This window comes from Pedobacter sp., assembly GCF_035566355.1.
In the GTDB taxonomy this organism is placed as follows: Bacteria; Bacteroidota; Bacteroidia; order Sphingobacteriales; family Sphingobacteriaceae; genus Pedobacter.
Window position 1 is genome coordinate 1 of the sequence record NZ_DATMRL010000009.1, and the last position, 15,140, is coordinate 15,140.

10 protein-coding genes are annotated in these 15,140 nt (G+C 40.7%); 7 read left to right on the top strand and 3 right to left on the bottom strand.

The window, feature by feature from the left end:
• Positions 1–148 precede the first annotated feature (148 nt).
• Positions 149–880, top strand: coding sequence for a methyltransferase domain-containing protein (locus VNZ46_RS00320; RefSeq protein WP_325558076.1), 732 nt, complete (start codon positions 149–151; stop codon positions 878–880).
• Positions 881–1,062: 182 nt separating this feature from the next.
• On the opposite strand, the gene VNZ46_RS00325 is transcribed toward VNZ46_RS00320, so the two are convergent.
• Entirely contained in the window at positions 1,063–1,539 is a 477-nt protein-coding gene (locus tag VNZ46_RS00325) for a GIN domain-containing protein (protein WP_325558077.1), read from the bottom strand.
• A gap of 316 nt (positions 1,540–1,855) precedes the next feature.
• On the opposite strand from VNZ46_RS00325, the gene VNZ46_RS00330 reads away from it, so the two are divergent.
• Both VNZ46_RS00330 and VNZ46_RS00335 read left to right on the top strand, forming a co-directional pair.
• On the top strand, positions 1,856–2,662 hold the full coding sequence (locus VNZ46_RS00330; RefSeq protein ID WP_325558078.1) for a helix-turn-helix domain-containing protein: 807 nt from the start codon (positions 1,856–1,858) through the stop codon (positions 2,660–2,662).
• A 66-nt stretch (positions 2,663–2,728) separates the two neighbouring features.
• Positions 2,729–4,132: a S41 family peptidase gene (locus tag VNZ46_RS00335; protein ID WP_325558079.1), complete on the top strand. Its 1,404-nt coding sequence runs from the start codon at positions 2,729–2,731 to the stop codon at positions 4,130–4,132.
• A gap of 43 nt (positions 4,133–4,175) precedes the next feature.
• On the opposite strand, the gene VNZ46_RS00340 is transcribed toward VNZ46_RS00335, so the two are convergent.
• Positions 4,176–7,241, bottom strand: a complete 3,066-nt coding sequence (locus tag VNZ46_RS00340) for a beta-L-arabinofuranosidase domain-containing protein (protein ID WP_325558080.1) — start codon at positions 7,239–7,241, stop codon at positions 4,176–4,178.
• A 174-nt stretch (positions 7,242–7,415) separates the two neighbouring features.
• Positions 7,416–8,513 carry an acyltransferase gene (locus tag VNZ46_RS00345; protein WP_325558081.1) on the bottom strand — a complete coding sequence of 366 codons (1,098 nt, stop codon included), beginning with the start codon at positions 8,511–8,513 and terminating at the stop codon, positions 7,416–7,418.
• A gap of 268 nt (positions 8,514–8,781) precedes the next feature.
• Here VNZ46_RS00345 and VNZ46_RS00350 point away from each other — a divergent pair, with 268 nt between their 5' ends.
• The 4 genes from VNZ46_RS00350 (at position 8,782) to VNZ46_RS00365 (ending at position 15,090) form a co-directional block, all read left to right on the top strand.
• On the top strand, positions 8,782–9,792 hold the full coding sequence (locus VNZ46_RS00350) for a winged helix-turn-helix domain-containing protein (protein ID WP_325558082.1): 1,011 nt from the start codon (positions 8,782–8,784) through the stop codon (positions 9,790–9,792).
• Positions 9,793–9,800: 8 nt separating this feature from the next.
• Positions 9,801–11,399, top strand: coding sequence for a solute:sodium symporter family transporter (locus VNZ46_RS00355; protein WP_325558083.1), 1,599 nt, complete (start codon positions 9,801–9,803; stop codon positions 11,397–11,399).
• A gap of 187 nt (positions 11,400–11,586) precedes the next feature.
• Complete coding sequence (locus tag VNZ46_RS00360; RefSeq protein ID WP_325558084.1) at positions 11,587–13,038, top strand: hypothetical protein; 1,452 nt, start codon at positions 11,587–11,589, stop codon at positions 13,036–13,038.
• 30 nt (positions 13,039–13,068) lie between these two features.
• Positions 13,069–15,090 (top strand): hypothetical protein, encoded by a 2,022-nt coding sequence (locus VNZ46_RS00365; RefSeq protein ID WP_325558085.1) that lies wholly within the window; start codon positions 13,069–13,071, stop codon positions 15,088–15,090.
• Positions 15,091–15,140 lie beyond the last annotated feature (50 nt).

Below are 15,140 nucleotides of genomic sequence, written 5' to 3' on the forward strand. Positions count from 1 at the left end.
TCTATTGTGAAAAATGAACGGGTGGAAGAGACCAGTTCGGATATTTTTATTCTGCCTCCAGGAACCTGGCCTACGGATCATAAAGGAGTAATGAGTATTTTTGTTTTAAAGTAACTTGTTTTTGAGGAACAGCTCTTAAAATAATCTAATGAAAGAGAATAAATATGATGATCCGGCTTTTTTTGAGCAGTATGGAAAGATGAACCGTTCGCAAAAGGGACTTGAAGGCGCTGGAGAGTGGTATGTTTTGAAGGTAATGCTTCCTGATCTTAATGGAAAGGATGTGCTCGATTTGGGATGTGGATTTGGGTGGCATTGTAGATATGCGATTGAAAATGGGGCAAAATCTGTGGTAGGAGTAGATATTTCTGAGAAGATGCTTGAAAAGGCAAAGCAGATTAACAGCAAGGATGAAATTAAGTATGATAATGTTGCGCTTGAAGATGCTGTTTATCCACCGGAAACGTTTGATGTTGTATTTAGTTCCCTGACCTTTCATTACATTCAGTCATTTGAAAAGCTTATTCAAAATATTTATCAATTCCTTAAACCGGGAGGTTACCTGGTGTTCTCTGCGGAACATCCGGTTTTTACCGCTGAGGGAAAGCAGGATTGGGCTTATGATGAAGCTGGTGAAAAACTTTACTGGCCTGTGGATGATTATTTTAAGGAAGGAAAAAGAAATACGGAGTTTTTGGGAGAAAAGGTATTAAAATATCACAGAACACTTTCCACCTACTTGAATGTGCTTTTAAAAGTGGGGTTTAAAATTGTAGAAATTAAAGAACCGATACCGAGTGAGAAAATGCTGAAAGACTTTCCGGAAATGAAAGAAGAACTCCGTAGGCCAATGATGTTGTTGATCTCAGTTCAGAAGTAGAAAGTTTTGTTTGAAAACACGTTTGTTCTAATTCTCCAGCAATAAGCGCAGTATAGTTTTACGATTGGTAATATTGTTTTGGCTTTTGCTTTAAATAAAATGTTGGAAGTGTTTGGTAGACTATAAAAAGCCATAGGGTGGAAGTTAACAGGCGCTTCCACTCTATGGTTATTTCTCTAATATTATTTAGAGTTCCTTTCAAAGGCTAATGTTTCCATTGAAAGGTATTGGGTCTTGGAAGCTACAAAATTGTCGACGTTCAATTTTTGAGTGTCACCGATTTCCAGCGTATGATCGTCGGTAGATCCGCTTAACTTTAAGTTGGCATGATCATGGAGAGAGGTGTATAGACCTTGAGTACTTGTGCGGATATCGGCTTTGGCATTTCCTTTTAAGAATATTTGGAGGAATCTCGTCTTTAACCAGCCCTCAGTCTTAATTACAGCATTGTCTTCTGCCTCAATTCTGTAGATGTCATTTACATAAATAAAGAGCTTGCTTGATTCTTGACTGTTGCCGATAATTCGGAGTACGCCACCTGTTTTTATAACTTTTACACGACCTGTATTATCATCTGTGTAGGAAACGCTTTCAGGTAATCCCTGGACCATCGTCACCTCAACATTTCCCTTTATAGAGATTTTTCGGATTGGAGTCATATTGGAAGTCCTTATTGGGTTTTTATCTGTTGCGAAGACACTTACTGGAAGGACAGCTGTTACGAACAGTAGTGCTGTAAGTGCTCTTGTGATTTGGATTTTGATTGAGGTTTTCATGGCTATATTTAACTATTTGATACCATATAGGCCAAGCTTGTGCCAAATCCAAATTAATTTTATATGTGTTTGTTAATCAGTGTTTTGTTTTTTATTTTAATAATGTTGTGTTCGTTAATGAACAATTTGTGAACGCGATCGAACAGTTGAATTCAATTATTATATTTGTCTGTTAGCGCATATCAAACCGAAACTGAAGATGAGAATGGAGTTTTACAGACCTGTAAATCAGGTTTTGCAAAGATACATAGAGGGGTATTATTTTATTTCTCCAGATGGAAATAGTGAACGGTTACATTATTGGACATTTCCAAACAACTTCTTCATCGTATCGGTGAGCCGGGATATTAAGATTGAGGCAAATAATAACAAAATTACCATTACACCTTCGCTGCAAGAAAACATCATCGCCAATTTTGTGTCGAGATATATCTCACCCATCGAAGTTTTGGTAGAGGGCAGCATAAGTGAGATCACGATCTACTTCAAACCCTTGGCGATCAATTATCTCTTTAGTAATGCTCATGAACTTTTGCAAATGGAAAATACCTTGGATTTTATTCCCTTTGCGGATTTTATACCAGCGATGAAGAGAATTTTGCTGGAAAGTGACAGGACTTTCCAGCGGCAAAGTCTGGAAGATTATTGGATGTCAAAACTTGAAATAAGAGAACCGGGATTGATGGAAAGCATTGTATCTGATATAGAATCTGGTTTGAAGATAGAGGATATTGCCAGGAGTAATAACTTTTCGAGACAATATCTCAATAGGCTCTTTACCAGGAATATTGGTAAGCCGCCTTCAGAATTCTATAGGATCCATAGGTTCAGAAAGGCGATAAAGAAACAAAAAGATATCAGGAACCTGACAGAACTGTCATATGAGAGCCTTTTTTATGACCAATCACATTTGATAAGGGATTTTAAACAATTGACCAATGTGAATCCGAATGCTTTCTTTAAAAAAGTGGATACAGTAAATGCAAATGTCTGGCTATTTATATAACGGTTTACATTTTTACAATTTTGGTTGTAGTGGCTGAGCTATGTTTGCAGCTCAATATTATTTAATATGAAAACATTATTATTTTGTCTTGCTTTCCATATATTTTCATTATCGATGTATGCACAGCAATCCAGTTGTAATTGTACTATAGTACTGGAAAAGCTAATAAAGAAGGTAGAAACCGAATATCCCGGTTTTACTGTAAAGACCAGGGAAAGATTCCCCTATGAAGAATTAACAAAGAACCTGATCTCAAAGGCCAAAAACGTGGATGGCCTCGATTGCGGAAAAATACTTAAGATGTATACCGATTTCTTCAGAGATCCCCATTTATGGGTCGGTTCTAATGGAACTCCTTTTTCTTCAAACAGCGGTGGTAACTCAGAATCCGTAACTTTCGATATTCGGGATTTCCAGGATAAGGTTAAGATGACGAAAGATGTGTTAGAAGGAGTGTGGTCAACTGAAGGTTATAAAATCGGAATCAAAAAACTGAGTGAGAATGAGTATACAGGTTTTATTATTAATGCAAAATCAATGCTTTGGAGAGCTGGAGATATCAAGTTTAAATTATTCCGGGATAGTTCTTTTGAGTATGCGTTACTAGACAGATCGAAAAAAAACGGGCGTTATAAGATATATAAAGAGGGTATTTTGTTTATGGATGAAGTAGGAGTGGCCTTGATTAAAGAGGTACCCTTGCCATTGGTAAGCGTTGCTCAACAGAAAGAAAAACTGAGGGAGATTGCCGGTTTTTATTTCAAAAAATTATCCACCAAAACGTCTATTCTTAAATTGCCGAGTTTTGAATATCAGCATCTTAAAGAAATTGATGAACTGATCTTACAGAACCGTACGAATATTGAAGAGAGTGAGAATTTAATCATTGACCTCCGTGGCAATCCCGGAGGGACAACAGATGCTTATCAAAAACTTCTTCCGTATATTTCTGGAAAATCCGTACGGAACACTGGTGCAGAATTTTTGGCCACACAAACCTATATTAACAATCTTTTGGTCTATAAAAACAGTCTGGATAAAAATACATCAACAGAGGGAATAGACAAACAAATAGATAAACTACGGGGAAATCTGGGCAGTTTTGTGAATTTTACTGATACTGGTAAGCCGGTTTATATTGAACAAATTGAGCCAGCAGCCAAGAGCCCCCGAAACATTGTTGTTCTTGCAGATAAAGCGACAGGGAGCTCGGCCGAGTACTTTTTGTTCATTGCAAAGCAGAGTAAAAAGGTGAAGGTAATAGGCAAGCCGAGTTATGGTGCGTTAGATTACGGCAATGCGTACCTGGTAGATTTTGGCTGTCCGGGTTACCAGGTTTTTATGCCGACCTACCGGGCGATGCGCCTACCTGATTATCCAATAGACAATATTGGTATTCAACCAGATCTCTATATGGACAGTTCGGTAAAGGACTGGGTGGAATTTGCATTGCGTTATCTTGAGGAATGAAATTGATTCTTCTATGGATTTTCTGAATGATTGATCTAAAGATCTATTTTAACGTAACATCCAGATAAACAGAGTGGCGGCCGTATGTTTCGTAAAATGGTTTGAAAACTACCTCATCAATAGTGAATTCCAATTGCTGTGGATCACCCTTAATTGACTTACTGATATCATGGGCATCTAAGGTGACTTTACGCCATTCTTTTCTTGCTTCAGGCTCCTGAGCTGCCAGTAATATGGGGCCGTAAAACAGACTGGCTATGTTCTGCTGATCCATAACCGGATCCAGGTGAAATTGGAACGGCATTTTCAATTCTATAATATCGCCGTCTTTCCATTGTCGGTTTATTTTAAGGTAAGTTCCTGGATCGGCCTGGAATTTTTGTTCTACGCCATTGATCTTTACAAAGAATCCCTTGGTTGCCCAGCCTGGCACACGTACATTCACATCAAATCTTCCATTGCCACGAATCGTCAGGCTGGTATGGTCTTCATTTGGAAAACTGGTAGTTTGTTCTACTGTTATATGGCGTTCTGTCCATTTTAACGTAGATGGTATATATAAATTTACATAAAGCGCATTGCCATCCTTGCTTTTAAAGTAAATGGAATTTTGCAGCTTGGTGCTGCTCTCAATCGCAGTGCCATTGCAGCAGGTAAAACCAGTCATATCCTCATTACTAAATTGCTTGACAGAGCCTGGTCTGAGCGGAACATGGTAGGTATTGGCAGGGCTGTCCTTTGCTACAGAGGCCAAAATATGGTTGTACAAGCCACGCTCATAATAATCCATTAACTCTGCCCGCTGATCGAAGAGAAACAGGTCACTGGTCAATTTTAGCATATTATACGTGGCGCAGGTCTCATTTTGTCCTCCGGCAGAGAATCCGTTCTCATACAGTGTTGCGGGTTGACTGATGAAACATTCCGCATTGGCCGGATTACGTGCACCTGCAACTCCTCCGATACTGTACATATAGTCATTAACAGTCTTATACCAGAAGTTATCCGCAATTCTGTAATATTCCGGGCTATTGGAAACACGATACATTTCTATACTCCCTACAATCTGAGGTATATGTTGATTGGCATGCAGTCCACGAAATGAATCAACATTTTTGGCCAGACCCTGTGAATGTGCCGTGTCGCCATAGAATACCTTTATGTTATCAAACAATTGTGCTGTTTTCAGGTAATTCTTATCACCGGTAATTCGGTACAGGCGGGCCATGGATTCATTCATACCTCCAAATTCTCCGGCAATGTACGTATTCCACATCTTAATCAGTCTCTCCTGAGGCAATTGACTCAAACGTGCATATACCCAATCGCTCATGCCAGTAGCTATTTCAAGCGCTTTTTTATTACCGCTCACTTCATATACATCTATTAAGCCAGCCAGGATTTTATGTAAGGTATAGTAGGGGGCCCAAACCTGATTTTTCTGACCTCCGTACGAAGCTCCGTTTTCTAACATAATAAACTGATCGGGCGGATAGGCACTAATGTATCCTTTGCCCCAGTTCCAATAATCAGTACGGATACCTTGATCACTAAGATCTGAATCAAAACCTGATTTTCCAGGGCCATATGGTACTGCTGTTGGATCGGACACATATTGACTACCTGCATCTTTAGCCTTTCCTGATCGTTGTGATAACTGATAAAGAGTATTTACCATATACTCCATTTTTTCGGAGAAATTGGCTTGAAGTTCCTTGTCATACCCTGTGCCGGCATAGGCTTGTGCAATTGCCGTAAGATAATGTCCTGTAGCATGCCCTCTTAATTTGGTGTCCTGACTGTCCCATACACCCAATGGTTTTGCACCTTCGGGTTGCTTCTGGCCAAAAGCGTGGCGGAACATATAGAGAAAGGAGTTTGGATCGGTTTTGGCTAATGTCCGTATAAACTTATCGCGATTTTCGACAAATTTCGTTTCGTGGCCATAAGCATCACTTTTCAAAGAAACCTGATCTAAATTGAATGTTTCCAATTTAGAATCTGGCGTAGTTGATTTGCCGGATTCTTTTACTGTGATAAATGCTTTTGGTTGAAAATCCGTTCCGGCAATGCATCCAGTAACGGTGTAGTGTCCAGGCTTGAGAACAGCACTGTTTTCGATAGGAGCGGGCCACAGTACACGTACTTTTGGACCTTTCATTCCATTCCGGTAGGTTCCCTGTAGATAACTTGGTAATCGCGGCAGGTTTCCTACTTCTGTTTCCACTTCTACATCGGATACATGAACTAAATAAGCATTATACAACTGTGCCTCAGTTGGAGAAAAATGCGGCAGATCATCGTCATGCTTTCCGTTGTTTGCCGGACCTTCATGAATGCCACCCAGGGAATTGCTATAAATTCCGGCAACTTGTCTTCTGCTTAAGGGAACACGATAAATACGGAAATCATGTATCAATGCATTGAGATTGGGGTCTCCTGGCACCAGCGATTTTCCGATATAAAGTAGTTTTTTTTCTCCTGATTGCAGACCCAATACCTCCGTTAACTCTGCTGGAATATCCTTAGTTTCGCCTGCTGGCTTACCATTGACGTAGGTGGTCATAGATTTTGAAGGAACATCTATCACTACAACCAGATGAACCCACTTATTCAATTCAATTGCCGGAGAAACCGCACCATTTTTATTGCCCTTTTCTGCGGTTATTAATGTCTGGTAGCCTTTTTGGGCATTTGTCCCGACAGGTGCTGCAAAAAAATGTCTATTGGCGTCCTTTCCGAAATCAAAAAAGCGTTGGCCCGGAAGATCCGAACGCAAGTATATCCAACCTGAAATACTGAGCGATTCTATATCCTTTAGTGCTTCTCCAGGAATCGTGAGAAAACTGTTATTATCTCCAGAAAGCGACAAAACTTTTCCAAACCGATTGTCATTGATGAATTTGATCCCTGTACCTTGAAATTTAGCATGTAAATTATTTCGGGACCAGTCTTTGACATCTCCGTCAAAGACGTAGCGTGCAATCATTCCCGTCTCGCCGATTCCATCTAATATCTGGTCTCCATTTTGTGCTTTAGCGGTATTGTTACCCTGTATTAAAACAGCAATAAACAGGATGATACCCAAGAATTCTTTATACGTTTTCATCAGTATATAGTTTTATTTTTAGTGGTAATGAAGCGTTCATGATGGTTAGATTGCTTCATCAGTTCCTTATTCTTGTAAAACTATAAAGAATACGCAGGTACTTTAGGTCTGTTTTTAACTAATAAATGCACAATATTAACCGCTTATACGGTAGAGCCGTTAGTCACCACCAGCTTACTGTTTAGCGAGTCCTTTATTCCGTTTATCGGTTAAATATTTCCTAACGGGGATATCGTAAATCACCATGATGAGGTAAGCTGCTCCAGTCAATAGTACCAGCGCGGTTATAATTATCAAAGACAGTTGCGTAGTGCTTACCTTATGAGTTGTATAGTAATTACCGAACATCCATAGCACCGCATAGTGTGTCATATATAATGGGTAAGAGATCTTTCCTGAAAAGACGCAAAACTTTTTCAAGCCAGGAGCTAAAGTAGCCCCTGCACCCAATGCGATTAGTAAGGGGAAGTAAACAAGTACGACCAAAGGTTCTGATAACCAATTCCATTTTGAAGATGGCATTATAAAAGCAAGAAACAATAAGATGGCTAAGCCGATAAATCCCAGCTTGTTTTTGATGATCCAATTGGAACGGTAAATAAGTAGTCCGGCTAAAAAAGAATAGGATATCCGGGCGCTTCCGTCCCAAAAGGTAGGACCGCTCCAGCCGCCCAATAAATTGCCCGAACGGTAACTCACCAGGCAAATAGCTGCGGCTGCGAGTAGGGTTAAAAATACCAGGAAGCTGCGGCGAATTCGATAAAGTACAAATGCATAAACAATATTAGCAACATATTCCCAAAATAAAGACCATGCCGGCGCATTGAAACTGAAGAGGTTAAACCCACGGTCTGCTATTACGGGTAATGGAATAAGTAGTATAGAACACAAAAATGTAAGAATGATCTTGCTGCTGCTATATAATTCTAGATGACCTCCAAATGGGTCGAACAAAAATGCCAGAAGGCCTAATATTGATCCGGCGATAACCAGCGGATGCAACCTGATTACCCTCGATTTAAAGAACTCGAGAATGCCCATTTTTCCTATACGATCGTCATAAGCATATCCAATCACAAATCCCGAAAGGCAAAAAAAGAAATCGACAGCTAAAAAGCCGTGTCCGATAAAGTTCTGGCTAGAATCGGTGTAAGCCCATTCCATAAAATGAAATATGACAACGGCCCAGGCAGCAATGCCCCTTAATCCGTCAAGAATCTCAAAGTGTTGTTTTGTTTGCAGAATTGTCGTAGCGGTCTTGTTTGTATCCATTAAATATATCGTATTGCGTAAAAACTAATGAGGTAATAGCCCCTGATTTGTTGCTGTGCCAAGATATCCAGAATTAGTAATCTAACCAAATTTATAAATTGGTAGGATAGACAATTACCTCGATTTTTGGTGAAGAGTGAAGGTTTTGGAAGTAAAAATTTCAATAAATTCAGCAAAAATTTCTTTTGTACACTCCTTTTTGTCACATTTGAGAGGAAAGACCAGGCGGGTTACCAAATAGGGAATTGGTTTTGGCGTTTACATACTCATGGATAGCATTTTTAAGGAAATACAAATACTAGGGGATATACCTTCATATTCCAAGCATGACAGGTTTGTTCAGGGCATTATTAATGCCGTCAACGGGAAGATCATTAATCAGAATGAAATGCTTCCTACGGTAAAGGCAATGATGAAGGAACTTGGCTTCTCCAGGCAAACAGTTATAAAGGCTTATAAAGAACTCATCGATAGGGGTATTGTAGAGTCTAAGAACAGACAAGGGTATTTTGTAGGCGGCGGCAATACAGACAGGATAATGAATGTCGCATTGCTGATGTATAACCTTGATACCTTTGAGGAACAATTCTACCGGAATTTTCGACACGAGATTGGTCAGAAAGTTAACCTGAATACTTATTTTCATCATGGTGACATCGAAATATTTGGCACCATTTTATCACAAATAAAAAGCAAATACGGGATGTATGTAATTGCGCCAATACCTCATCCCCAGACCAAAGAATTGCTGGAAATGATACCACGGAGCAAACTTTTAATTTTTGATCGCTTTGAACCCCTGGATGGTGTTTTTAACCATATTACACAGGAGTTTGGAAATTCTTCTTATGAAGTCTTTTCGAAGCTTGCACCCAGGATCCGGCAGTTTGATGAATTTATTTTTTATCACTCTCCAATCTCCCTGGATCCTAAAGAGATTGTCGGGTCATTTAAAAAATTCCTTAAAGATTTCAATATCAAAGGCCGCATCGAAAAGGAATATATCGCTGGAACAGTTGAAAAAGGGAAGGTGTATTTTACCTTGGATAACTTTGCACTATGGCAGATTATGAGAGATTGTATAGGCAAAAAACTTGTACCGGGAAAAGACCTCGGGGTGCTCTCCTCCAATGATGAGCCGGCGAAAGAAATTATAGGTATCACTACATTTTCTGCTGATTTTTCGAAAATGGGTATATTGGCCGGACGTGCAGTTTTAAAGCAACAAGATATACAGCTCACCGTACCTATGATCTTATTTGAAAGAACTACACTTTAAAGATCCATATGAATTGGATTATCGCCTCAAGTTTTCTGCTTTTTATTGGCTCAGTTGCCTTCATTTCATTGTATAACTCCAGGCGTAAAAAAGCGGATACTTTAAATCGTTTCTTTCTGGCAGATAGAAAACTTGCATTTTTTCAGGTTGGCTGCGGGTTACTCTTTACCAATATCAATACGTCTACCATTATAGGTGAAAATGAACTTGTTTATACCCACAATATGACGGTTATGGCATGGGGAATTACCTCTGTTCTTGCTATGTTGCTGGTGTCTGAGTTTATTATGCCAATGTATATCCGGCTTGGTATTTCGACTACACCCGATTTTCTCGCTGCAAGGTATGACCGCAGTGTTGGGAAAATTGTATCCATGATATTTCTGTTCGGCTATATTATTAACCTACTACCATCCGTATTGTATAGTGGGGCCTTGGCTATGAACGGATTGTTCAACTTTTCAGCTGCGTTTAATGTAGATTATAGCACCAGTATTTGGATATTGGTTTGGATATTGGGATCGGTTGGCTGTTTGTTTACAATACTGGGCGGATTGAAAGCCACCACAATTTCAGAGATGCTATTGGGTATGGGGCTTTTTGCCGGGGGGCTGATGCTACCGGTATTTGGTCTTAAGTATCTTGGACATGGCAGTATCCAACAAGGTATACATGTTTTGTTAGCGAATCAGAAGGATCATTTTAATAGTATAGGTTCATCTTCTGATCCCATCCCATTTGGGACCCTTTTTACCGGCATGTTACTTGTAAATTTGTATTACTGGGGAACAGAACAATATATTGTTCAGCAGGCTCTGGCTTCAAAGGACCTCAAAACCTGCCAGAAAGGGATTGCGGTGGCCTGTTTAGGGAAACTGATCTCTCCTTTATTTTTGTGTGTGCCGGGCTTGATTGCAGTACATGTTTTTGCGGGTATACAGAACCCGGCTGAGGTATTTCCTATGCTTAACCGTTTGGTATCTCCACCCATTATTTCCGGATTTATTGCGGCGATAATTTTTGGTGCGGCCTTAACTACTTTTAATGCCGGTCTGAACAGTTCAAGTACTTTGTTTATACTCAATATATACAAACCCTGGCTGGAGAAACGGTTGCAGATTGTTCCTGAAAAAAGACTGATCTGGAGCGCTAAGTTGTTCCAGATCGTAGTTTGTTTAATTGCTATTATGATTGCGCCCTTGATTATTTTGGTTAAACACGGCTTTTATACGTATGTCCAAACCGTAAATGGTTTTTTTAATGTGCCTATTTTCACCATTATGTTTATTGGTCTGGTCACCAGAAAAGTGCCGCCGCTGGCCGCAAAAATAGGATTGACTTTTTTCATCGTTTCTTATGGCTTGACTCAATTGGTCTTCAACATCCATATCCATTTCTTACATATTCTGGCAATTTTGTTTGTGATCACTTGTGGCATCATGCTCCTCATTGGCAAATTCTATCCCATGTCGGTGCCTTATCAACTCAAGACGAATAACTTAGTAGATCTTGAGCTATGGAAAAACAGACATTTCTATGCCGGAATCCTGATCCTGTTGATGATACTGATGTTTGTTGTTTTCTCTCCACTGGTTCTTGTAAAATAAAATTTGCAGATACAAAAGTAATTATTTACTATTGTGCTGTAGACCAGATTAGACCAGATGAACAAATTCTTTATTTGCTACCCCAAGGGGATGCGGAGATTGGACGTATACTGTATTTTGTTTCTTGCAGAAGCCTTTTTCTGGTCAGTAGTTTTTACAAATGCGAATCAATTTCAATTCATATACTATGATTTTACGGCGATATAAATCGATCCTTTTGGTGTTTGTATTTTATGGATTTTCTTTTGCCTCGGCACAGGTTGTAAACGTGAGTTTTACTTCCTCCGACAAAGATCTTGTACGTGCTTTTAATTGGGCCAAAGACATGGCACTACATTATAAAGGAGCGGATACCGATCCGGTAGGCGCATGGTATGAAGCGGCACTCCCGTCGCGATATGCATTCTGCATGCGTGATGCAGCACATCAGAGTATTGGTGCCGAGATACTCGGATTGAGCAGGGAAAATCTGAATATGTTTACTTTGTTTGCTAAAAATATTTCGGCCTCAAAAGATTGGTGTTCCTACTGGGAGATAAATAAATGGGGAAAGCCCGCACCTGAAGATTACAGGAGCGATAAAGAGTTCTGGTACAATTTGCCAGCCAATTTTGACGTGCTTTTTGCGACCTGGAGGCTCTATCATTGGACAGGGAATAAAGATTACATCAGCGATCCGGCTTTTGTACACTTCCAGGAAAAGACGGTTAAGGAATACATTAATACCTGGGTGCTCTCTGCTGATTCTTTGTTAAAAAGACCGGCGCATCTCCATACTCCGATCCCTTATGATGAGAAGGATCCTTTTCAGAGTTGTCGTGGGTTGCCTTCCTACTCGGAGGGAATCTCAAACCTGAGAACGGGAGTTGACCTTGTGGCTGCGCTTTATCGCGGGCTGCAAACCTATTCAGAGATACTTGCAACAAAAGGAAAGCAGCAGGAAGCTAAATTGTATGCTCAGAAAGCGGAGCGCTACCGGGTACGTTTGGAAGCTGACTGGTGGAACAGTAGCCAGAGTCGCTATTTTGCTTATCACAGCGGCGACGGCCAATTCGTCAATGACGATCCAACCCCATTTCTGCTTTGGTTTGATGTCCTGAAGGATAGGTCGAGGGTTAAGGGCCAGCTGGCACAAATTGCCGCAACAAAGACCAATATGGAATGCACTTCCTATTATCCTTATTTGTTTTATAAGAACGGTGATTGGGATCAGGCAAGAAAATACATCCTCTACCTTTCAGATCCCGCTACGCCCAGAAGGGAGTATCCGGAGGTTTCTTTCGGTGTGATCGATGGCATTATACAAGGATTTATGGGTATTAGTCCCGATGCCCATGTAATGACAATAGGCACTTTATTTAAAAGTAACAGCGGGGGCTCTGCTGCAGTCAATAATTTATCTGTGTTGCAGACCAGAATCAACCTTAGCCACAAGAATGTCCATCAATCGGCGATTTACAATTTAGGAAACAGGTCTTTTAAATGGAAGGCCTTTTTCTCCGGAAATTACCGCTATGCAAGTGTCAATGGAACTTTACTGACCACAAAAAAGGAAATCAGTAGAGATGGAAAAGTGATCAGTTGGGTGCAGGTGAACATAAAGCCCGGAATGCATGTAGAAATTGATGCCAAATCTTAATACAATTTTTTAAACGATCAAAATAAACTCATGAAATCCCCGAAGAAGAAAGCCTTACTCACGTCTCTACTTTTAATTGTCAATTTGACAATATACAGCCAGGAAACAAATCCGCCGGAACAAAAGGACCGGTGGGTCATACAGCCAAATGGAAGTATAAACTGGCGTATAAGTGAAAGATTGCCACATTCGGACCATATCGAGATGTCTGGTGAAAAGGTTTCTCTTTGGGTTGCTTATCAAGTTGATCAGGCGGGTGTTATAAGATTAAGCCGTAAGGTGGTTTTTCCAACCTTCCGGATGCTGCCCGATGAAACCAGGAGTCATATTGCTTATACCTTTGAGGATAATGAATTACCGCGGATGTATATCAATAACAAGCCGTTACCTGCTGTGATTGCCAAAAGTATTAACCATTCTGGTATAATGCGGATCATGGCAGAAACCGGAAAACCCGATGGCGTGAAAATTGAGCACAGTCTGTTCCCTTCTGTGGATCAGCCCATGGTCATTGAAAAATTTGTTGTCACCAATACAGGGGGCAAAACGGTAACGCTGTCGATGGAGAAATTAAACCGTTCAGTAACAACGGATACATTGCGCAGCAAATCATCGCCACATACGGTGGTGATGAAGACGCTGAATGAAGGTCGACGTGTTCTGGAGCCTGGCCGGTCCACCACTTTTGCAGTTTGTTATTTCGCCACCGATCATCCCGAAAAGCCCTTTCCTGTAAATCCTGATCTGGAAGAAAATAATAGGGGTAAACGCATTGTCGAGATTTTGCAGCCCCTGCAACTGGAAACGCCGGATACCATTTTAAATACGGCTTTTGCTTTTGCGAAAATACGCGCTACCGAAAGTATTTTTAAGACCAAACGCGGATATCTCCATGGTCCGGGAGGGTTGGAATATTATGCTGCGATATGGGCAAATGATCAGGCTGAATATGTCAGTCCCTATTTTGCTTTTTCAGGGGATCGTATTGGTATTCAGTCTGCTATGAATTGTTACCGGTTATTTGCAACTTATATGAACCCGGAATACAAGCCATTGCCAAGTTCCATCGTGGCTGAGGGAGATGCCGTATGGAAAGGGGCTGGTGACAGGGGAGATCAGGCCATGATTGCTTATGGTGCCTCCAGATTTGCACTTGCCTATGGTAAGGTGGACTCTGCAAAAGTACTATGGCCGCTGATCAGCTGGTGTCTGGAATATTGTCGCAGGCATATCAATGACCAGGGGGTAGTGGAATCGCAAAGCGATGAACTGGAAGGCCGGTTCCCTTCTGGAAAGGCGAATTTGTCTACCAACTGTCTATATTACGATGCCCTTGTTTCGGCATCGATGCTGGCCAGGCAATTGCATCTGCCTGAAAAGGAAGTTGAGGATTACAAGATGCGTGCCGGCAGACTTAAGCTTAATATCGAGAAGTATTTTGGTGCTTATATAGGAGGTTTCGATACCTATAAATATTATGAAACGAATACGACGCTGCGTGCATGGATCAGCATGCCTCTTGCTATGGGAATTTACAACAGAAGTAAGGGAACCATTGGGGCTTTATTTTCACCCCAGCTTTGGACTGCTGACGGTTTGGCGACAGAGGCAGGTAAAGAAACTTTCTGGGACCGGTCCACATTGTATGCCCTTCGTGGTGTACTGCAGGCGGGCGCGACAGACCAGGCTATGACATTTCTTCATTATTACTCACGCCGAAGGCTTTTGGGCGAACATGTACCATATCCTGTTGAGGCCTATCCCGAAGGCAGTCAGAGACACCTTTCTGCAGAGAGTGGCTTGTATTGCAGGGTCTTTATTGAGGGGTTATTTGGCATGAGGCCTACAGGGTTTAATAGTTTTAGCTGCACGCCCAGATTGCCTAAAGGCTGGAAGCAGATGTCCTTAAGGAATATCCATGCATTCGACACTATTTTCGATCTGAGAATTGTAAGGCAAAATAAGGATAAAATCGGGGTTATAGTGAACAAAGGAGAAGATACACATACTTACACCATCCGTGAGGGAGAAACGATTCAAATCAAATTATAAACAATATATAAATCAAATAAATAACCAAATTATGAACCTAAACAAAAAAA

Coding starts and splice junctions, on each gene's coding strand:
- VNZ46_RS00335 (WP_325558079.1), top strand. CDS start 2,729: ATGAAAACATTATTATTTTGTCTTGCTTTCCATATATTTTCATTATCG.
- VNZ46_RS00360 (WP_325558084.1), top strand. CDS start 11,587: ATGATTTTACGGCGATATAAATCGATCCTTTTGGTGTTTGTATTTTAT.
- VNZ46_RS00365 (WP_325558085.1), top strand. CDS start 13,069: ATGAAATCCCCGAAGAAGAAAGCCTTACTCACGTCTCTACTTTTAATT.
- VNZ46_RS00320 (WP_325558076.1), top strand. CDS start 149: ATGAAAGAGAATAAATATGATGATCCGGCTTTTTTTGAGCAGTATGGA.
- VNZ46_RS00325 (WP_325558077.1), bottom strand. CDS start 1,539: ATGACTCCAATCCGAAAAATCTCTATAAAGGGAAATGTTGAGGTGACG.
- VNZ46_RS00350 (WP_325558082.1), top strand. CDS start 8,782: ATGGATAGCATTTTTAAGGAAATACAAATACTAGGGGATATACCTTCA.
- VNZ46_RS00345 (WP_325558081.1), bottom strand. CDS start 8,513: ATGGATACAAACAAGACCGCTACGACAATTCTGCAAACAAAACAACAC.
- VNZ46_RS00330 (WP_325558078.1), top strand. CDS start 1,856: ATGAGAATGGAGTTTTACAGACCTGTAAATCAGGTTTTGCAAAGATAC.
- VNZ46_RS00340 (WP_325558080.1), bottom strand. CDS start 7,241: ATGAAAACGTATAAAGAATTCTTGGGTATCATCCTGTTTATTGCTGTT.
- VNZ46_RS00355 (WP_325558083.1), top strand. CDS start 9,801: ATGAATTGGATTATCGCCTCAAGTTTTCTGCTTTTTATTGGCTCAGTT.